The 23,711-nt window shown below is 59.6% G+C and carries 1 protein-coding gene; it reads left to right on the forward strand.

Going from position 1 to position 23,711, the window contains the following annotated elements:
- Window positions 1-415 precede the first annotated feature (415 nt).
- Window positions 416-23,314, forward strand: coding sequence for a LamG-like jellyroll fold domain-containing protein (locus J3U88_RS08100; protein WP_207858164.1), 22,899 nt, complete (start codon window positions 416-418; stop codon window positions 23,312-23,314).
- Window positions 23,315-23,711 lie beyond the last annotated feature (397 nt).

Here is a 23,711-nt window from a genome sequence, read left to right on the forward strand (position 1 = left end):
GCCACCTTTCGGGGTGTCTCGATGGGATCCAACAGTTGTTAACTAATTATTTGTGACGCGCATAGAGAAAAATTGCAATTTTTTTCGACGGAAAAACCCGATTTTTGCGCGATTGATTGTATGCCCGCCTTACGGGCTGTTTTTACCCTGAACCCGTTCGCGGGCTGCGCCTGTCGGCTTACGCGGTTTTTATTGAACAACCCTTAACCCTTTTTACCTTTTCTTTGTTTCGTTTGTTGGAGGTCCTCATGAATCCAGAAACGTTTTCTCGTCTTGGGCTAGATGCCGATTGGCGACCGTCACCTGATTTTTTGACCTGTTGAAGATTCTTTTGCTTATTTAACGCCTTTTTTAAAACTTGCCTACCACCCTTTGAACCGGTGATCCGCACCGCTAACACGTTTCGGAGTTCCTCATGATGCGTTTTTTGGGATTGATCCTTGTCTGCTTGCCGATTTTTGCTTATCAAAGCGAGCCCGAGGCTGAGCCGCTCACGCCGCTTCAGGCCTTGTTCCGTGTCGAACAACAGGGTTTTCAAGTGAGCCCGGAACGGCAAGTCCTGTTGATGGAGGATCCCGAGGGGTCGGTTTTCTTTGAATACTTTTATGACGGGGAGATCCCCGAAGGGTTGCGGCTTGAGGCTTTACTTGTCTCGCCCAATGGCACCCAAACCCCGCTTTCCCAACCCTACGCGCGCGGGCGCCTCGAAATTACCCGCGATCAAATTGATGAGGAAGGGACTTGGCAACTGACGAACCTGCAATTGATGGACGGCGATGCCTTGCTCGCCGAAAGCAACCCCGAGGTATTAACCATTGAGGCTGTTGCCGAGTTGCTGGTTTCCCGCGCCACGGTTGAACAATTGTCCCGTGAGGAATTGGCCGAATTAGGTTACGTCTTCAGCGAGGACGATTACCGCGCCGTCCGTTTTAACCTGTCCCTGCTGATGGGCGCGGTCGAGGTTCCCGTTGAGGTTCCGGTCCTGATTCCCACCGCCAAGTCCGAGATCTTTTCGCGCCCCGAGGTGATTCAAGATCCCTTCGGCACCTTTAAAATCCTCGTAAGTGAACCGCGTTTTCCAGGATACCCGGCCCTGGGTTTCGACCCCGATACCAGTAGCCGCTCCGTGGCGAGCGACAGCTATATGCTTAGTTTGATTGTGATTCCCGGCAAAATTCACCACCTCAAAAGCCTGTTCCGTGTCGCCGTGGTAACCATGAACGCCGCCCCCGAGGGCATTGACGCCCGGGTGGACAACCTCAAAGCCAAAATTGAGTTTCCCGTCCCCACCAAATACGGTCATCCCCTGGGTCTGAGCGATACCCAAAACGGTGGTTTGGAACGCCCCATGGTGTACCTTGGCGCCGATGGTGAAATCGGTACCTGGGATGATCGCGAATACATCGACGCCGCCGAGGAAGCCATGGCGGAATACTACCTGCGCGGCAATGTGCCGGGTATTCACGACGTGCGCTTTGACATCCAGGGTCAAGCGCATTTGGGCAATGACCGCACCATCCCCGTTCGCTCGGAGGCGACCGCCCGGGTTTATGTGCGCAACCCCGATTTCACCGTGACCTTCGAGCACCCTGAAACCGTGGCCGAGGGTGAGCCCTACGACCTCACCATGCACATTAATAATGTAGGCGCGATTCCGCTCAACGATTTCCACATCGAAATCGATCCTTACCGCCTCGTCGGGGTCACCATGGCCGCCGGCACCAATCCGACCCAACGTGCCGGTGACATTCCGCCGGGGGGCGAGGCCGCGCTCACCTGGGGTTTGCGGGCCGATACCACTGGCCAGGTCGTTGCCTCTTATTACCGCGTGGAAGAAGGCATTTCCAGCGCCTTGCAGCTTTCCGTCGGTGTCTCGCCAACCGGGGAAACCCTGACCAACCGGGTGTTGTCCTTCCCCGCCGGTTTCCGCGGCAGCTTCGAACCCGCCTTGCGCGATCCCATCATTCGTTTGGCCAAAAAAGTTTACGACCTTTCCCACATGGAGCCGGAAGAAGTGCCCGGCCACCTGTTGCCGGTTACCGGCGGCGTGGCTACCGCCTTTAACGAGGAACTGGCTTTTGCCGGGGCCACGCTCGGGCTGGGTGCCGATGCCGCCCAAGTGCGATTGGGCCTGATGCGCAGCGTGATTGGCGCCATGGATGGGGTGGAGGCGATTGACCGCATGCGCCGCGAATCCAGCCGCCTCGGTGAACCTGAAATGGAAGCGATTTTCGAACCCTTCCTGCGCGAGGCCGCCGCGACCCGTTCCGCGCGGGAGCTGTTGCTTTGGATGGCGCGCGAAAGTTTCGAATCCGACAACACCGGTGTGGTGCTGGTGGAAGGGCCTGTCGGCATGACCGTTTCCGCCGAGGATGCCTTGGGTCGCGTGGTTGCGACGACCGGCGCCTTGGATTTGCCTTTTAGTGCCTGGTTCGATTTGGGCGACGGCCGTCACTTGGCCTGGCTGGGTGAAATGAGCGGATCGGTGACGCTGAAACCCCGCGCGGTGAACGGGCAACCCCTGCGCGTTCACGCGGTGTTTAACCGCAATGCTGAAACCGAGTTGCTGTATTTCGACAGTGGTTCCTGGAGCCCGAGCACCGATCCCGATTTGGTGCTGCTCCCCGAGAGCGCCCAATGGCACATTCTTGAGGACGGAGTTTCCCGCTTCGTGGCCGCCGAAACGGTACCCAACCAAGCTTTTACCTTGGTCGGCGTCAAACAAATGGCCTCCAACCAAGTGCCCGGTGCCGACCCATACGGCCGTCACATCACCTTTATGTTCTCGAAACCGGTCGATTTGCGGGCCTTCAGTGATCTCGCCGACCACATCACCATTAACGGCCATCCCGTTCAGACCGCCAAGGTTCACCACGATCCCCGTTTTCTGATGGTGAAATCACCGCGACCGGTCGGCCCCTACCAAACCAATGAATTCGAACTTTTTGACATTACCGCCCGTGACGGTACCGTGATTGCCTATGACCGCGGCACCTTTGAAGGCGACGCCTTCTTTAACGGGGTGCGCGTGACCGGCCGGGTGGTGGATCGCTCCGGCAGTGACATTCAAGACGCAACCGTGTACCTTGAGTTGCCCGCCGCCAGTGGTGACGGGGATCAGCGTGGTTTGATCATCGTCGACAAAGCGACCCCGGACGATGCGGGTCGTTATCAGTTCGATTTTGTCCCGGTCCACATGGGCGGTATTCCCGTGCCGCCGACCGAGGACAATCCATTTGAATTCGACGCAAGTTTGCTGGATCGTTTGCGGGGTTTCCTCAACGCGCGCCGCAAGTTTCGTGTGACCGTGCAGTTGGCCGACGGGCGTTTTGAGTTCCGCGAGTTCCATGCCCAGGCACCGGGTCAAGAAGTGATCGCGGAGTTTTCCTTTTTAAACCGCGGCACCATTTACGGACAAGTCACCGACGCCGACGGCTTACCCATCGCCGACTCGCGGGTATTTGCCCAAAGTGAAGGACGCACCGAGGCGGCGCGCTTTTTGGTGCCGACCGATGAAAACGGCATGTACCGCATTGAGGGCATTGAAGTCGGCCGGGTGTTGCTGAAAACCGTCGGTCGCAACGGTGCCATCGGCATGCGCAGCCTGTTTTTGACCCGTGCCGACAGCCCGATGCGGGCCGATATCGGATTTACCGGGGTCGCCTCGCGTTTGAGCGGCCGGGTGTTGCGCATGGTGGACGGCCAGGCCGAGCCCGTTGCCAACGCCGTGGTGGGCTGGGCCGCCGAGGGCACCCAACCTTTGCAATGGCGACCGCACCCCTTGTCCTCTTTTATCGCGCCTTACAACGGCATCACCGAAGCTGACACCGCTGGTTTTTACAATCTGGAAGATATTCCCGCCGGGACCGGTATTCTGTGGGCCTTTGCGGACGGCTACTACCAGCAACTCTATTTGAACCTTGCCGGGGTTGAGGGCATGACCCAGGATCTGCTCCAACGCGAGGCGGATGCGATGGTTTACGGGACCGTGCGTGGTCGCGTGGTGGACATTCAGAACTTCCCCCTCCAGGGACTTGAGGTTCGCGTCGGCGGTTTTGAGACCTTGAGTGCGAGTGACGGCAGCTTTGAATTGGCCGGCCTTCCCTTGTACCAGTCCCTTAACGGAACCATTGAAATTCAGGCGACCTTGCGCGACGCCATGAACCAAACCCTGCTGCGCGGTAAGGCCTCCGTGGGTTTGTCGCCGGAAAACCCCTTGGTCGAAAATGTGTTGATTACCGCGATCAGTGATCCCAAGGTGTCCGGCGAGTATTTGGACAACGCCGGCAACCCCATTCCTTTTGCGCCGATTTACAATCCACCGGACGACGGGCTGAAGGGCGGCGCCTTTGCGTATACCGACCACCAGGGTCGTTTTACCGGCTCGTTGTTTGATACCAGTCGTTTCCCCGGTATGTACTGGGACCCACACCAAGGTGTGCAAACCGGCAACAACCTGTTTAGCGGCTACCGTTTCCCGAAAATCGCCATCACCGAGGTAACCGTTGGTCTCGCCGGTTACGAGAACGTGGTTGTTCAGGAAGAACCCCAATCGCAGGTTCGCGTGCGCCTCGTCGACGGCCAAGGTGCGCCCGTGATCGGCCGCATCCAGGTTCATGGCTATTTGCCTTCCAACCACAAAGAGTCCCTCGGCATGCCGGTTTGGGGTCAGATGTACAGCGTGACCACCGAACAAGACGGCAGTTACCTGTTTACCCAACTCAACGTGCGCGACACCACCATTCACGGGACCCATCCTTTGTTGGGTGAGACCAACCGCTATGAATATGTGCCGCAACCCTTGGCCGAGGGGGACGAGATTCCCGTGATCACCTTGGCGTTTTCTTCCCAAAACGAACCCACCAACCTCTACGGTCGTTTGATGGGCACCGACGGGGTCACGCCCGCGCCCGAGGGCACCCTGGTGATTGCCCGGGTCGGCGGTGTGATTGCCAAAACCCGCACCAATCCCGAGGGTTGGTATTGGTTCGATACCTTGGTGTCGACCGCGGCCAAACAACGGGTAAACGTCGCCGCCTACCATCCTGACTCCCGCGAGTGGGTTGCCGAAATCGTGGAGATCGACGGCGAAATGCGTTTTCGTCACGACATGACCTTATCCGGTCGCGGCAGTGTGCAGGTGCGTTTGGTTGATGCCGAGGGCAACTTGCTGGATACAGGTTCGGTCAGCGTTCACTACACCGACGGGACCTACCAAGAACCGAGCGCCGACGATTTGTTCGGCGAACTTCAGATCAACGAAATTGTTTTGAGCGACCAGGTCTTGCCTGGCCAAGAAGCGGTGCTTTTTGAGAACCTGCCCGTGGGCGAGGTGACGGTGAAGGGTGTTCACGGCAACGGTTTAACCGGTATGAGCCGCGTGAGCATTCCCCGCGACGGCCGCTATTTGGAAGTCTTTGTTCGGGTGGAAACACCCGCCTCGATTTCCGGTATCTTTACCGGTTTGGACGAGGTGCCCGTCGCCGAGGGCGAAGTGCAACTGCGCCACCGGTCGGAGTTGATGCTGCAAAAGGTAACCGCCGGCGAAACCGATCCCGAACCGGGTTTGTTTGTCTTTGAGGCATTGCCGATGCGCAAGTACAGCCTGCACGGCCGCGATCCCGATACCGGGCTCAAGGGTTCTCTTGAGGTGCAGCCGACCCCATTTAATCCCGATCCGCGTGTCAATCTGCGCATTGATCCCGTCGGTCATATCGACGGGGTGGTTCAGTACGAGGGCCAAGTTGTTGCCAACGCCAAAATTTTGGTGATGGATGACCGCGGCGAGGTGAGCGGTCGCAAGGTCAAGTTTTATACCGGTACCGATGAATTCGGCCGATTTGAGATTCGCAATTTGCCGCTGGACCGCTACGTTTTGAAAGTGGAAACCCATCTGACGCCGGCCCGCGGCCTGGGTTATGCCCATTTGCTGGAAAGCAATCAAAACGTGACCGCGGAGGTCGCTTTCCGCTCATTGCACGAGGTTGCCCTGAGCGTCACCTTGCCCGACGGGCAACCCGCGCGTTTTATGCGGGTTTCGATGAACCGCGGTGTGTACAAAAGCTTTAGCGGTGCCATCGGGTATACCGACGAGAACGGTTTGGTGGTGATGCGCAACCTGCCGCCGGGCGCCTACCAAATTTGGATTCAAGAACAGCGTTATTTGGATCAACTGGTTCGCCATCTCAACATTGGCGCCGAGGATCCGCAACGCATCGACCACGCCGTTCAGTTCGACGGCTGGGGTTCCGTATACGGCCAGGTTACCGATGAAGTGGGTGTCCCCCTGGACTTTCCCGTGATCGTCCAGTTCCTCCAAAACAGCGCCTCCGCGCAGATCTGGACCAAAATCTCCACCGACGCCGCCGGTTTCTTCCGCTGGGACCGGGTTCCCTTGAATACCACCCTGCGATTGATCGCCGTGAGCAACCAGAGCTTCGAATCAGAGTCGGCCACCGTGTTGGTGACCGAGCACGGCGACGCTCAGGAAGTTAATGTGCGCATGCGGCGCATGACCCGTGCTTCCGGTCAAGTTCAGTTTGCAGACGGCACCCCCGCGCCTTATGCCAAGGTTTGGGTGGAAGAACCGATGGAAATTATCGGACAGGCCGACGCCCAGGGCCGTTTTACCCTGGAACCGGTGCGTTCCGGTCAAATTACCCTGTTCGCCAAAGACGCCTTGTCGCCGCGTTCGACGCAGGTCGGCTTGGTGAGCGAAAACCAGGGTGACGGCACCGTGCAACCGCACACCGACGTCACCCTGCGTTTGGCCGGGGTCGGGAGCGCTTCCGGCCGGGTGACCTTGTCCGACGGTACCGGGGTCAACCACGGTTACGCCTATCTTGAGAACGTAGAAACCGGGGCTGTCACCGAGGTGGCTTTGTTCGCCGACGGTTCCTGGTTGCGCAATTTACTTCCGCTCGGTAACTACCGCTACCGTGCCTTTGACGCGGAGCGTTTGGAATGGGCCGCCGACGAACCCGAATTTTCCCTGGCCGCGGACGGCGGTTCGGTCACCGCGGACCTGAGCTTCCATCCCAGTTACGAGGTGCGTGGACGCGTGTTGGCGCCCGGCGGGCTAAACGGTATTGAAAACGCGCTGGTTGAGCTGCAACGAGCGCCGGCCACCGCGGGCGGTCGTTGGCAACGGGTGTTCCGCACCACCAGTCGGGACGACGGTTTTTACTTTATGGAACACGTGTACCCCGGCGCCTATCGCGTGGTGGTTACCGACGAACTTTCGGAAAACGTACTCACCGCCGAACTCTTGGTTCGCGACGGCGATGTCGTTGATTTCGACCTTGAATTACGCGCCGCCCGCAACCTGAGCGGTGTCGTGGTGAACGCCGCCAACCAAGCGCTGTACCCCGGTACGGTTCGCGCCTTTGCACCCAACGGCCGGGTGATTGCCGACGCCCGTTTGAACGCCCTCGGCGAATTCCGTATGGAAGACCTTTCCTACGATCAAGTACACCTGGCCGTCTCCGCCTTGGGCGGTTGGTACACCTTTGAGCGCACGGTCGGCTTGCAGTCCGGTGACAACGCCGTTTCTTTTGTCGGACCGGCCACGGTGACTGTTACCGGTCGCGTGGTGGTACAACAAAACGAACCGGCACCGGCCAACGTCGCCGTGATTTACGGCGGGATCTCTCGTGGATCGAAGGTGCCTGATAACGGTTTGTTCCAATTCTCGCTCGTGCCTGCCGGCCAGGTGATGGACCTCTGGGTTGGCTCCTCGCGGGGGACCCGCACCGTCCAGGTCGGTCCTTTTGATGCGGATACCGACTTGGGCGATATCTTGCTCGACAATACGCCGCCCCAATTGGCCGAGTTCCCGAACGGTATCGACCTGACCGCGATGCCCGCCACGGTGACCATCCCCGTTGTTGAAACCGACGCCACTTCCGGTTTTGATCCCACCCGCACCAAGGTTTGGCTCAATGGGAATCCCATTGCTGCTTATCTGGTGCCTGACAACAACGCGGTGGTCCTGCGTTTTAACGATTTCCCCAGTTGGGCGGTACGCGGCCACAACGTGCTGAAGGTTCAAGCCGGTAACCTGGCCGGGGTGTTCACAACCCGGACCTACGCGCTGAACATTAATGTTCCCGGCACCGCCTTGGCGGTTCGGGTGATTGATGCTGGTGACGGGGTTGTCGCCGGCACCGAGGTTTGGCTTGAAAACGGCAGTCGCCGGGTTGTTGACGAAAACGGCCGGGTTTACTTCTATGGTTTGGCCAATGGCGAACACCGCGTTTGGTCGATGAACACGCTCAAGGGTGTTTTTACGACCGTGACCATGAACAACACCGAACTGCTGAGCGTTGCTCAGGATCTCTACCTGCAACCCGCCGGTGCCTTTCAGGGAAGGGTCACCGATTTGGAGGGGTTGCCGCTGTCGGGCGTTACCGTTTGGGCCGGGAACCAACCCGCGCAGTCCGATGAAAACGGACTTTACCGTCTGGCGCCTTACCCCATCGGGGTACCCATTGATCTGCGCGTGGAAGACCCTGTCCACGGTTTCGGGTACCTTGAGCCCAACAGCTTAAGCGTTGCCGGCAGTACCTCGTTTAACCAAGATATTCAGGTGACCCCGACCGGTACCTTGGTGGGTGTGGTCACCGATCAGGACGGTGCCACCCCGATTACCGATGTCACGGTGATCCTCGATTTTGACAGCTTACCCGACGCCTTTGGACAGGCTGTTCAGGTGGATGCCGACGGGGCGTTTCGCATGGAGAACGTACCGCCGCGGCCTTTACAGTTGACCGCCCGTCAAAACAACGGTGACCGTGCCGGCTTCGTTACTTTCGACGCGATGCAGCCCGGCCAAACGGTCACCTTAAACATCGCGCTTGAACCGGTTGGCCGCGTCCAAGGTCGCTTGCTCGGTCGCGACGGCAGTCCGCTTGCCGGCATTTCCCTCGAGGTCCACGATGCCCGCAAACGCGCGTTTGCCCAAGCCGTAAGCGCCGGCGACGGTACCTTTACCTTGGATACCGTGCCTTACGGTGACTTCTCGTTGTTTGCCGAGGATCAGAACACCTTGGCTTATGTCACACATGCCTTCACCTTATCGGAAAACACCCTGAGCTTGGGTGATGTAACCATGGTCGCCGACTTGGCCCCGCAAGTGGTGATCCAGGTTCCGTCCATCTTCGACCCCACTTTGCTCCGTTCGCTTTCCTACAACGTGACGGATGACCGACAACTTGCATCGATTACCCTCGTGGCCGACGACTATCCCGAGCACGGTGTCTCGGGCGAACTCGACGGGATTGGCGGCGGCGGCGGTTTGCCGGTACCCCTACCGGAACCCACCCCGCACGGTACCTTTGCATTAACCGCAACCGTTGTGGATCATTTTGGGCAAACCGGCACCTGGCGCGGGCAGTTGGTTGTGGGCGAGGATCTGACCCCGCCCACTTTGACCATCACCGAACCCACCGACACACCGACCGTGACCGAGGGTGAAACCCTGCGGGTTCGCTTCACCAGCGATTCGGTACGTACCGTCATTTCCTACCAAGGCGTGGACCTGAGGTTGGCTTCCGGCGGCGCCTACAACGACCGCTACCAAGATGTGCGCGTCCCGCCCGTCAGTGCGAGCGGCGTGATTGCGTTGGATGTGGCCGCCTACGATCAAAAAGGGAATGTGGCGCGGGCATCCGTGCCCATCAACGTGCAAGACGTCAGCTACAGCGGTGCCCCGGCCTTGCAGGTGATCAGCCATCGCGACGGTCAACCCATGCCGCTGAATCTGGACCGTGATCTGACCTTAACCCTGCGGGCCCGTATGAGTGATCCCGACGGCTTGTTGCGCCAAGAAATTTTTGTCGACGGTGTGTCCGTTTTTGCCGATTCGGTTTTCGCTGAAAGTCGGGTGGTGACCTATCGCCATGTCCTTCCACCCGCCGCGACCGCCCGCGAGCAGCTCGAAATTCGTTGGGTGGCCGAGGATGTTGGCTTTAACCAAAGCGAGCAAACGATTACTTTGGTCAATATCAACGGCACCCTGTTTGATGCAGATAACCCGCTGCAAGCCAATCGCTTGAGTTCACCCTATGACGGGCAAACCTTGATCCTGGCCGGTGGGACCCACCTCATCGACGGCCGTCATGCCCCGCGCGACCTGATTCTGGTGAACGAGGCCGAGGTTCGGCAAACCCCATCCTCGCCCGATTTATTAAGCAATGCCGCGGTAACCGAGCTGGATGTAACCGGGAATTTGGTGGTGGATGTCGGTTCCTGGATTTCCGCCGACCAAACCGGCTTCCCCGAGTTGGCGTTGTACCCCGATGCTTCTGCATTCCCAACCCACGGTGGTTTGTCCCAGAACGAAACCGACAGCCGACTTGCGCCGGGTTCCTTGATTGAACCCATGACCGTGGGCAATGAGCGTGGCGGCGGCGCTTTGCGCTTGCATGCCGCCAACTTTTATCTGTTTGGTACCGTTTCGGCCGACGGCGGAAACTGGGGCCAAAAATACGGGCCGGGTGGTTCTATCTGGTTACAGAGTCCGAACTTGATTGGGTTTGGTGACGTTCGCGCCAACGCATTCCGTCCCGGCGATTCGGTTATGAGCGGCGACGCCGGCGGTGGTCGTATCGCCGTCCACGGGGCCGGCGCCGATTTGACCCTCTCCGCCGCCGGTCGGCGTTCTTCCGGTCATGGCACCGTCTTCATGAAATTCCCGGACGCGTCCATGGCCGACGGGACTCGCGACACCCTGCGGATCGCGGGTCGCGATGCCGCGCGCATGGGCCACATCACGCCGTTGCCCTGGTTTACCGGGGTCGTGGGCGAAGATGTGACCTTCCTGCCTACCCAGCAAGGTCCCGACGGGTATCGCGACAAGCTGATCCTGCCTTTTGATTTCGGGATCGATCACTACCGCGGCCTTTACGTGTGGCGTGACGGCGCGCCGGAGCAGCGCGCCCGGATCGACCGATCCGTCGCCAATGAATTGGTGTCCGAGGTCAATCAGGCATTCCCCGTGTTCCAAGCGGGGGACCGCATTCGCATCGGTTACCCCCTGGATGAGATTGAGTTGATCGATGGCGGCCGTTTGATGACGGAATCCGGTGTCCTCGATGAACGGCTGGTTTTCCAGGGCGGTTACCTCCAGACCGAACAGACGCTCACCTTGCGTGAGGAACAGATCACCGGCAATGGGATCAACCTGTTGGGTGACTTCCAAATCAACCGCTTGCAGCTGAACGCGGGCCAAGAACTCCATGCTTCCGGTTCCTTGACCTTAACGGAACTGACTTTGGCCGAGGGGGCCGTGCTGCGCGGCGCTCAGGTCGTGGATGCGCCCAGCCTTTACATCCAGGCCGATCAAATGGTCATTGACGGGGAGATCATCCTCGCCGCCAAGCTTGGCAACTTGCCGCATCTCGGGCGCCACGGCGGCCTGATTCGCGGCGACGCCGCGGCTTCCGCTTTGACCAGTGGTTCCTTGTACCGACCCGGGGTCTTTGCCGGCGGTGTTGGTGGCTTCCTCCACCTTGGTTTCGACACCTTGACACTGAATGGTTCCCTTTCCGTGCGTGATCAAGATGTTGCCGGCGCCCTGCTGCTGGAAGGGCGCTTGTTACAAGGTTCCGGTTCGCTGAATGCCTCGGGTGGACGCAACGCTATTGCGCCCGCTTATCCCGGCGGACGGCTGGCCGTATGGGTCGACGACGTCAGTGGCTTTAGCGGTGACATGGCCGCCTTTGGCTATACCGACCCGGTTGGTGACAATCAAATTTCCGGTGCGGGTACGCTGTTTATCAAAACCGCCGCCGATGTCCAGGGTCGCCTGATTGTCGACAACGGTGGCCGTCAGGCCCTGGTGGATTCAACGCTGCTACCTATTTTTGGGACGCGTTCCGCCGGCGCCGGCACAACCACAACCACGTTGGCCGGTAACTTCCCGGCCTATAACGAATTTGTCGGGATGTACCTCAGCTTGGAAGGTCAAGAGCCGCAAGCGATTGTGGCCCAAACGGAAACGACCCTGACCCTGGCCGGCGAAATCCCGACCTTGGCCGCGGGTCAGACCGTGACCGCCTTGCACCGCTTTGATGAACTCGTCGCCCGCGGCGGCGCCGCGCTCTATACGACCGACCGAATCGAGGTCTCCGGTGAGGTGGTGCTTGACGGCGGCACCGTCAACGCCCCGGTCGAACGCACCAATGCCGGTACCACCCGTTTGTTTCGCGACGGTGCCGGCGAATTGAGCCAGGATGACGGCACCCGTGTTTACGAGGTTGATAATTTTCACCTCACCGTGCGCTTCCCCATGGACGTCGAACGCATCAGCCTGCGCAATGGTGCAACCCTGACCTATTACGAACCCATCCGGGTCGGTTTGCTTGAAGCGGATCAGGCGACCCTGCGTTCGGGCTTGAGCGATGCCGGATTCGGGGTCACCTCGGAGACCGTGACCCTGATCAACAACAGTGTGTGGACCGCGGTGGACAACGATCCCGATTTGGTACCCGCCCGGATTAACATCGACGTTCGCGGGACCTTGAGCCTGGATGCCGGCTCGACCATCATTGCTGATCAGCTACGCGGCGGCGGGTTGTCGGCGGGGACCCTTGGTTACGACCATGGCGGCTACGATTTCAACGTTAATGGGGACAAGAACAACGCCATTTATGGTTCGGCCATACGCCCGGTTTATCGACCGCGCAGCGGTGGCGGCGCAATTCGGTTGCGCTGTGGTGTTTTGGATTTGTCTGGGACTGTTTCCGCACCCGGCGCATCCAGTAGCACCCTCAGCCACGGCGGCTCCATTTGGATTGAGGCCTTGCAATGGCTGGGTTCCGGGCGCATCGATACCGGCGACAGGCCGGGTCGGATTGCCCTTTACCACGGTGGCGATACCTCGTTTTTGAACCGCTACCAAATCGTGACCTACCCCGCCGATACCGGGCGTTTATACTCGGCCGGTACCCTCTACCTCAAGGGGCCCGACCAGGCTCACGGCGAACTGATCATTAACCAGGAACAATTGCAGAACAATACCGAGGAACGCATGGCGCGATCTCTGCGCTTGACCGGGGTCACCGGTCCGGCGGAAATCACACTCGCCGGCAACGATACGGATCCCGACCCGCTGGTGATCCATGATCCCAGTTGGACGGAATTACCGGACGGCTTGGACGGGCTGTGGGTGCGCTTCACCGTCGACGGGACCGCCTATGAAACGCAAATCCTGACCAACCAAGGTGGACGGCTTGAACTGGCACCCCCCGCGAGTGGTGTCCTCCCCGACGTGGTTCCTGTCGATACCACCTTGCGCTTCCGTCTCAAGTTGGATCGCCTGCACCTGTTAAATGGTGCTCAGCTGTACTTCGCCGGGGATCTCGAGCTTGGCGAATTGGTGTTGGACGACAGCGGGCGCTTTGGTTCGATTTGGGCACGTGATCTACACGGGATGCCTGAAAACTGGACGCTCACCGATTCCCGTCTGCGTTTGACTTTAGATGAGCCCACCTGGGACGCCGTGTCCATCAGTTTACAGAATAGTGAACTCTGGCTCGACAAACCCATCGTGTTGAATCGCTTGAGTTTGGTCAACAGTGCTGTCAAACACTCTGCTTCGATGAGCGGAATGGCGGCACCGCTTTACCAACCTTGGCTTCATGTGACCGCTCAAGAGGTCACCATGGATGCCCAGAGCCGGTTTGCCCACGGTGGTTTTGGCCAATGGTGGTTGAGTGGTAATTCATCACGAAACCACGGTGGGACCTATAACCTTTCGAGTGGCGAGACTTATGGCGCCCTTTTCCAGCCTAATTTGCCCGGCTCCTCCGGCTCCCAACCCGGTGGGCGGATCTACCTCAAGACGGAAGTACTCAACGCCGGCGTGTTTGACGTCGTGAGTCGATCCGGTGCTTCCGGTTCCATTTGGGTGGACGCCGGCACCGTGACCGGCCGGGTGGAACTTAAAGCCGGCATGACGCCGGAGGCGCAGAGTAACCACGGCGGTGGTCGCGTTGCGTTCTACTACGACCATATTGACCAAGCTGAAATCATCGCCGATACCTCGGCTACCTACAGTTCGGGAACCTTCCTTTTGCAGAACCGGGCCGATGCCTATGGCACCTTGGTGATCGATAACAAAGGTGTGGGTGACGAAAATACCCGTTTGACCACGCTGCCTACCTTTGCGCCGCTCACCGTGGATGCCAACCGCATCCAGGAAACGGGTGCCGGCACCTCTACCCTGTGGTTGCCGGGCGTCGATCTCCCCGACTTTTTCCGTGGCTACCAACTCGTGGTGAACGGTGACGAAAGTGCTTTGTTCCCCATCACCGCGATGACCGTTCGCGATGGTGGTCTTGAGATTCGTGTAACCGGGGACCTGCCGACCCTTCAAGTCGGCGATATTCTTTCACCTGTGTTGCGATTGGCACGTTTGGACTTGTGTCTGGGTTGTCAGCTTGGACCTGCCGGCCTGCGCATCATGACCGGGGAGACCTATCCTGCCGGGCATGTGTTCAACGGTGGCACCGAGAACTTCGTCGATGCACCCAATGTGGCCGACGGCCACCTCATTCTCGATAACTTCACCATGGAAATTCAAGGACCGGTGGACTACAGCGCCGTAACCTTGCGCAATGGGGCCACCTTGCGTCTCAAAAATTCGCACAACCAAATAGGTCAGTTGGTGGTGGACGGTGGTTCTGTTTTCGTCGAGCCCTACGATGCATCCGAACCCACGCTGATTGCGGATGATCTCCACCTCCGTGACGGCGCCGAATTGGCCGTGTTGTTCTTGGAAGTCCGTAACGAACTTAAGGTTTATTCGGGGGCCGTTCTGAAGGGAATGGTGTTTGAAGGCGAGAACATCCATTGGGGGAGTGATTGGCTTGATTATGCTGAGCACCCCATTTTTGGTGGTGCGGGCTCCCGTGATTCTAATAAGCGTTCCTTCGGTGATTTCCGACAACCTTGGGAAGTGATGAACGGTTTTGCCCGCCTGCGCATCAAGGCCGGTACCGCGGACATAAACGGCACGGTTTTTCCGGGCTTCGATCCCGAGGCAGGAGACCCCAAAGCCGGCGGCGCGCTGTGGGCGGAAATCACGACGTTGCGGGGCGCGGGTCGCATTCATTCCGACGCACCGCCCACTTCGAATCCTATGGTTGCTTTTCCCGGTGGCGGCCGTATCGCCGTGTACTACGGGGACATGTCGCAATGGCATGGCGGTATTTCCGCCAATGGGGCCCTGTTCCAAGAGAACAGCAACACCATTGTTTCCGGCTCGGGGACGGTTTTCATGAAATCCGATCTCCAGACTTATGGTGAACTGTGGGTGCACGGGATTGACGATCCAAGCTTCCCCGGCAGCACGCGGGTTTCCGGTTTGGGGCGTCACCGGTTGAGCGACGGATTTCAGGTCGACGGCACGGTTCTGACGGATCCCGGCGCTGAATTCCTCCACAGCTTGCGGGGGCTTACCCTTGTCATTGATGAGGAAGGCACGCCGCAACGTTTTGAGATCGTGGACAATACCCATGACACCCTTACCGTGGATCGGCCCTTGCCGGCCTTGACCGCGGGGACCTTGATCACCGCCGAGCTCCACTTAGATCGCGTGTGGCTGACCGGTGGTGCGCGTTTACACACCCCGGACCATGTCGTGCTTCACGGTGGCTTCCAGCCGGCACCCAATGGCGCCGACCGGGGCGACCTGTGGTGTCGCCGCCTGAGCTTCCCTTCCGATGAGCTGACCTTAACCACCGGCTCGCTTGGGCTTCGTGTGGAAGAGAGTACCAACTTGACATCGGTTACCGTTTCCGACGCGACCCTTGTTGTCAATGGTGACCTGAACCTGACCCGGCTCACGCTGAACGCGGGTGGGACCTTAACCCATACCAAGATCTTTCCTGCAGGACAGCGACCCTATGCCGTGCCAAGTGAGGGCCTGCATTTGACGCTTGATCAGTTGGTCATTGCCGCCGGTGCCCGTGTGGATGTCGACGGTTTAGGTCCTAACAGTGATGTAGCCGGGCAAACCAGTTCTACCCACGCCGGCCGGGTCCGCATTAGCGATAGGACCTATGGTTCCCTATTTGAGCCCAACCTTCCCGGGGGTCGCAACGGCGGCGGTTTGGTGGACATTCGCGCGCGGATCATCCAACACGACGGCGAAGTGACCGCGCGTGGTTACCTCGGCGGTTCCATTCGTTTGGAGGCTGAAACCCTTACCGGCAACGGTTTGATCAGCGTCGACTCGACCCCGCCCGCCTCGGGGATATTGGGTTCCGCCGGTCGCGTCGCCCTCTACTACGACGAAAACCAGTTAACCCGTCTGCCCAGCGCCGCCAGTTATGGCGATCCCAACGCAATTGTGGCCCAGCCCGGTGCCGGTACGGTTTACCTACGCCGTCGTCAGGACGAGCACGGTGATTTGTACTTGGTCAATGGTGCGCGTGGCGACGCCGGCAGCTATGCGACCCCGCTCAACGCCGTGGGCTCCTTTACCTTGCCCGCCCCATTGGCGGATCCCCGTGTGATTGTTCAGCCCGATGCCGACTGGCGTACGGGGTACGAAGGTATGGAGATTATCGACCTTCAAACACAGGCGCGGTATCGAATCGTTGCTTTTGATCGGACCAGCCTCACCTTGGACCGACCGATTTCGCCCGTGCCGGGTGCCGGTTGGGCTTATCGTGGTCAAGCGCCGATTCGTCGGGTTTACACGGGCAACGCCGTTTTTGAAGCCCTGGACCCCAACGAAGTTCAAGCCGAGGTGGTCGATGGGTTTGAAACCACGCCGCCGACCATTAACAGCGTCACCCTGGATCTTCCCCTGGCCGATGCCGCCCTTTCGGGTCAGCCGTTCCGCGTGACCGTGGACGCCTCCGATAACAGCACTTTGGCCGAAGTGGTTGCCACTTTTGCCGGCGAAACTCAAACCCGTACCGGTTCCGGGCCTTTTGTGTTTGCCTTCAATGCGCCGACCGTTTCCGAGGTGACCGGCTACCCTTTGCAGGTAACCGCGCGCGACGCCGTTGGCAACCAAAGCCAAAGCGAGCAAACCTTGAACGTGTTCCCGGCGGATCAGGAAGCCCCGGCTTTGACCCTTGAGGCGCCGCTTGTCGACGCCGAGGTTGATGCCGGCGTCTCCATGACCGTGCGTGTTTCCGCCACGGATAACTATGGGCTTGATCAGATCATCATCCGGTTCGGCAATCGTACCGAAACCGTGGTGATTGCCGACAAAGCAACCGCGGTGACCGAGGAACGGCTGATTACCGTGCCCGAGGTGGTCGGGGACCAGGCCTTGCTGCTTCAGGTTGAAGTGCTGGACGCCAGTGGGTTAAGCCAAACCATGGATCGGTCGGTTCAGGTGCGCGACACCACGCCGCCGCCACCGCCGATCTCACCTTCGTTCACCCCGGAATCCGACGCGCTTGTGGTGCGTTGGGCCGCGCCGGTTGACGCGCCGGCCGATTTGGCCGGCTTTGAATTGGCGCTGGACGGTGTCGGCGATCCCGTGACCCTTGCCGCCGAGGTGACTGAATACCGCTTTTCCGGGTTGACCCCGGATACCACCTACGCGTTCAGCCTGCGTTCGCTCGATGCTTCGGGTAACCGCTCCGAGCCGCTGCTGGAATCCCTGAGTACCCTGACTGAAAGTGGGGCCGCTTTGCTGGCCGCGCCGGATGCCTGGTGGTCGTTTGATCGCAACCTCGAGGCGCAGAACGCGATGTCCATGAGTGGTTCCGCCGCCGGCATGGCGGTGGCCCCGATGCAGGATGTGATGCGCAATGCCGACGGGCTTACCGTGGCGACCTGGTTCCGAGCCGACGTGGTTTCCGGTAGCCAATCTCTGTTTGAGGTTGTCGGTTCAGGGACTTCTGAGCGCTTGTTTGAGCTTTACCTTAGTGGTGACCGTCTCTACTTCCACACGGACCAAGGTACAGGGAGCAGTGGCCAGGTCACCAATGTGGCCGGCATTGAGGCCGGACGCTGGTACCGTACCGTGGCGACCGTCGACTACAACAGCAGGCAAATGCACCTCTATTTGGACGGTGTTCAAGTTGCGAGCCGCTCTGTTTCCGGCAGCGGTTTGACGGAAGATTCCCCGCACGCTTCAATGACACTCGGCGGAAGAGCTTCCAACAGCCGGCACTTCCTAGGTGATTTGCGCGATACCCAGGTGTGGCGTACGCCTTGGCCCGCCGGCGACGTTGCCAAAGACTGGGCCTATCCCGGGGCTGTTGTCGACGGCGCCGCCGCGGCACGGGCCGGATTTCTGATTCGCCCCGATTACCAGATGGTGGCGGCTTGGTCATTGGACGGTCGCAACACCACCCTTGCCGTGGACCGTTCCGGTAACCAAAACCACGGTACCTTTAATGCGGTCACCTGGGAGAGCACGGGTGCGCACCTCTTTGCCGTACCCGATCACATTGCCGGCTTGCCCGGTGCATCCGGTCCCCAACAGGTGATCGACCATGGGCTCTTCGGGCGGGCATTGGTTTTTGACGGCACCCAGACAGAGCTTGTTTGGACCGCGCCCGTGTGGCAGGACACCGGTTTTGCGACCGCCATTATGGTGCGCTTGGATGCGCTGCCTTCCGACCTCGCTCGTGACATGGTGGTGTTCCAATTAGGTAACGCACAACTGAAAATCGATACGCAAAACCGCCCTGTGTGGCAAACGCGGGACGGCACCCTTGTGACCGGAACCGATCCCCTGCAAAGCGGGCGCTGGTACCATCTGGGTGTGAACCGGGATCAGGGCACGACCCACCAGTTGATTGTGGACGGCGTTGTTGTCGCCAGTGCCCCGGTCACCGACAGCACGCGACCCGACGGGGCTTGGACTTTGGCTGCCGGTGTCGGCGGCACCGAGCCGCTGGTGGGTGCCTTGGATGAGTGGTTGCTGTGGAGTCGACCCGTTTCCGCCGCCGATCTCGGCCGCCTCGCTACCCAGCCTCTGAGCGAGGCTAACACCGGGGCCGCCTTCCGCATGGTTGAAGCTGTTCAGTGGCAAGGTGACGCAACCGGCTTGGATGTCTCCTGGCAACCCGTTGTCGACGGGCCGCCGGCCGCGGGATGGTTGCTCACCCTGGACGGCGGCACACCCATTCGGTTGAGTGCCGCAACCCGTTCTTACCGGTTCTCCGGTTTGATCCCTGAGCGCGGCTACCAACTCCAGGTTCAGGCCGAAACCGCCGGCGGCGATGTCAGTCGTGGTGTGATCCATGCTGTCGCGACCGCCGCCGTTTCCGCCGCGACCGATTTGGGGCCCACCGCGCGGGTTTACCTGCCGTTTGATGCCGCGCAAGGGCAACAGCAGAGTTTGTCCTTCACCCACGATGACGGAAAAATTCGCATGCCGACGCCGGGCACTTTGCTGGATGGTGCCGAGGGCTTCACCTTTGCTGCTTGGATCAAAACCCCATCCAATAGTGGAACTCGCCAGATCCTTGAAGTTGTGGGGAATACGACCTCGGAAATCCCCTTTGATATCTACCTTTCCAGTGGTCGCATTTATTTGCGGGCCGAGCGCGATCTTGCGCAATCGACAACCACCCTCTCCAGCTCTTCGAGTTTGAATGTCGCCAACAACCAATGGCACCGTTTGGTTGCCGTGGTCGATTACGTGGGCAACACTCTGAAAATCTACCTAAATGGTGAAGAAGTGGCTTCGCGCTCAAGTATTCAGACTGGCGCCGGACCCTTGATCGCACCTTGGATCAAAACCATAGTCATCGGCGGGCATTCAACCAGCGCGGGCCGGATTTTTGGTGGCTCGATGGGCGACGTCCAACTGTGGCGCAAGCCCTGGCAGGCGGCCGATGTTGCCCATGACTGGGACCTGCCCGGGCGTTCTGCCGATCAACTGACTTCTGGAACTCAGTTACAGGCAACTCGGGACTTGGTGTTCCACCTCATTTCCCAACAGAGCGAGGGTTCGACCATTTTTGATCGTTCTGGTAGTGGGATGCATGGTGTGGTTGCCCAGCCATCGTGGGACGCGCCGCCGCCGATCAATTGGTTCAAAGATCCCTTGGGTGACCTGGTCTTGGCGCACAACGGTCTTTCTACCGACCCCAATGGGAAAATCGGCGCCGCCGGTGATTTTGGTTTCGGTATGACCCATGCCCATCTGGATGTTCCCAACCTGCAAACCCAACAAGGGGTCAGCGTCGCTTGGTGGCTTAAAGTTGCCGCTGCCGGCCAAGATGCCACCGTCCTTACGCGGTCGAACCAAAACGAGGGTCTTGCAGTAGGGCTTGACACCGACTTGCGACCCTGGCTGTTGACCGCGGCCGGCAATCGCCAAACCGCCGGTGCCGCGCTGACGCCCGGTGTTTGGCACCAACTCACCCTAACCCTGCACCCGTCCGAGGGGTCCCGGCTCTATTTGGACGGCAGACCCGTGGTCGCCTCGACGGAGCCCGCGACCTTGACCGCGGGACCTTGGCGTTTTGCCCATGGTCTTTATCAAATCGGCCGCCTCAACGGCGCCGTGGATGAGTTCACCTTGTGGGAAACCCGGCTGACGCCCGCCCAGATCCTCCGGGCAAGCAGCCAGACCGAGATGCAACAACACGGCGATCTGTTTGAGGTTGCTGTAAACCATGCCGAGGTGGTTGATTGGGTCGTTTCCTCCGAGCGCAATGCGTTGCGCTTCACCTGGCAACCCCCGGCGGGAACCCTGGCCGAAATCAGTGGTTACCGCGTTTACCGCGACGGCGTTGCGACCGGGATTTTTGTTGCCGCGCCGCAGACGACCCATTATTGGGACGGTTTGGACGCCAACGGTCGTCATACCTTGCGCGTCACGACCGTGGATACCTTTGGCAATGAAAGTACCGGGGTGACCATGGTTGGTTGGACCGGCGGCGACCCCGCCGCGGCGTCCGCACCCGCGACCCCAACCGCTTGGTATGACTTCAACCAACCCGGTCTCAGTGCCACCATTGCCAACTTCCCGGCGCGTGGTGCCCTGGTCCGGGTGGATGATGCCGCCGGCGATGCGTTTGCCGGTGCCGGCGGGGTGACTTTGGCTTGCTGGTTCCGTACCGACGCCACCTCGCCCTCCAGCCAGAACCTGGTCCAAATCTGGAGCGGGAACAACACCATGATGCGCATCAACCTTAGCTCGGGACGTTTGCGGGCTTACGCAAGGGCCTCGGGGAGTGGCTCGTCCTACTCGCTGACCACCACGCCGGTGTTTAACGACGGTCTTTGGCACCGCGCCGTGGTTGCCGCTGATTTCACCGGGCAGACCTTGAAAATTTTCGTGGACGGTGCCTTGGTGGCGGAACGTACCGTGAGTTATGGTGTTTCCGCCGTGGCTGAAACCACTCAGGTAACCCGATTTGAGGTCAGCCAGGATTCGAGTAACTACTTTGTAGGGTCCCTGTGGGATGCGCAAATCTGGCGTGCGCCCTTTGACGCCGCCGCCGTGGTTGCCGACTTCTCAGACGTCTATCAAACTGCCGACCAGCATCCCAACGTGACCAACGTGACCGCTGCCGACAAAGTCGTTCACTGGCGCTTGGACGCCGGGACCAACGGCACCGCCAATGATGGGTCGGGGAATGAGCGTCACGGCGTTGCTTCCGACATTAATTGGCTTTCCGAGTTCAACCCGGTAACCGGGCTGCGTGATCAGATTGGCAGCCGCGACCTGATGCTGGACGGCGGTGGCATCTTGTCGCCGAGCCTGTTGGGAGAGGGGCTGGCGTTGCATCCCGGCCAAGCCGGCGCGCGTGTGGCCGCAAGTCAAATGGCCGGCCTGAGTGGCGCCTTCTCGTGGAGTTTCTGGGTTCAACCCAACCAAAGTGGTGCGTCACTGGGTGGTGTTCAGCGACTGCTGACCGTCGCCGGAGAGCGCTTGGGCGTCAGCATTGGTGAAGATGATCGCCTGCTTTTGGTGGCCGACGGCGTTGTTCAGGGTACCTCTGCCGCCGCCCTCGCCCTCGATCAATGGGTCCATGTGGCGCTTGTGGCTGAACCGGGCCAAAACGCCGCGTTGTACCTGAATGGAAATCGAGTGGCCGAAGTTGGTCTGGCCGCCGATTTGACCCTTGCCGACGGTCCCGTGGTATTCGGTGGCCGGGACGACGGTCTCAAAGGCGCCGACGCCGGCTTTGACCAAGCCGGCTTGTGGCTGACGCCGCTGACACCCGCCCAGATTCACTGGTTACACCAAAACCCCGCCGGTGCGAGCTGGGCCAAACAGCCGCGTTCCGTCACCAAGGTAGGTGAACCTGAAACGACAACCGCGGCGCCGCCCGTTGAAACGACAGCCCCCGCCGCGGTGGTGGTTTCTACCGGTACCGAGATCTTGCGGAACCGCAATCTTTCCGAGGAGCTTTATCAAACCGAGCAAGACCTGGTTCTCGACGCCACCACCCTGGAGCTGAACGGAAGCCTGATTGCGCGTTCTATTGAGTTGCGTAACGGCAGTCGTTTAACCCACCCTGTCCTTGCCGACGGCCAACCGGGTGTCTTGCTCATCGCCGCCGCCGAGCGGATCGAGATCGACCGAAGTTCGTTGATTGACCTCGACGGCCGTGGTTGGCATCAGCAGGGTGAGGCCGTGAATCCCGCGCATGCCGTGACCGCTACCGGCGACCATGTCGGTACGCCTTACGGCTCCGTGTTTAAACCCGACACCCCGGGCGGTGGCGAGCAGGGCGGCGGCAGCGTCGTCTTGATCGCGCCCGAGATCATTCTGGATGGTCGGATCCTAGCCCGTGGGGTCGGCACCAGTTCCGGTGGTTCGATTCTCATTCAAGCCGCCGATGTGTCGGGTGACGGGACCATGGATGTCTCCGGCGGCAGTGGCGAAAATGGTCGAGGTGGTGCCGGTCGTCTGGCTGTCCATGCCGACCAAACCTTCCGTTTTGGCGGTACCATGATCACCGGTCTCACCAACCGAGCCGCGATTCTGATCGCGGACAGCCGTGGCGAGAACCGTCGCCTGATAGCCCGTTGGCCTGAGCCGGAGCGCCTCGCACAACCCCTGCGTCCCGTGTTACCGCCGCCGCTGCACCTGGTCCAGTCGGACTTTAGCAACGTGCGCGTCTTTGCCGGTCGCCTGGTTGCCGAGGTCCAAACAGAGGTCGACTTGAGTGCCTACCTCGGCTTCTCCGCTCAGAGCCCACAAGGTGTGGTTCGTTTGGGTGAGGCAAGCCGTATCGAGGCCGACCGTTGGTTGATCCAGTTGGATGGGGAGCGCCTCAGCCCACGCTTGGAAACGCTTGATTTCATCTTCGAGGTCGTCAATCGCGAGCAGTTACTCATCGATCCGAGCACCGTGCCGGTCCGCGAGCCCTAGACAAAAAAAGAAGGAAGCGCCTGGAAACCGGCTCTTCCTTCTCTTTTGCTTTTTCTTTTTTTGGCGGTCGGGAAACGTTCTATGGGAGGGGACTCACCTTCTTAACCCGCATTTCTCACAAGGATTCGTCGCGAGAAGCTGAAAGCCTTGTGAGTACGAAGATTACGATCAAGTAATGCGGAAGGCCGCCCCCTCGTAATCGCATGGCTTGCCCCGTACCAGAATCCCTTGTGAGAAATGCGGGTTAGGTTAAATCAGGGAAGCCATTTCCCCTTAATCGGTTTGATTTTGTCCGTGAGGGTGAAGATGGGGGTGATGTAAAAAAACGGTTAAGATAATTTTGTTCTGTTGCTAGAATTGTCTTTGCCAAACCTCGCATGGAGAAAAATGAAAAATA

The sequence above is a fragment of the Acanthopleuribacter pedis genome, assembly GCF_017377855.1.
GTDB classification, from domain to species: domain Bacteria; phylum Acidobacteriota; class Holophagae; order Acanthopleuribacterales; family Acanthopleuribacteraceae; genus Acanthopleuribacter; species Acanthopleuribacter pedis.

Coding starts and splice junctions, on each gene's coding strand:
- J3U88_RS08100 (WP_207858164.1), top strand. CDS start 416: ATGATGCGTTTTTTGGGATTGATCCTTGTCTGCTTGCCGATTTTTGCT.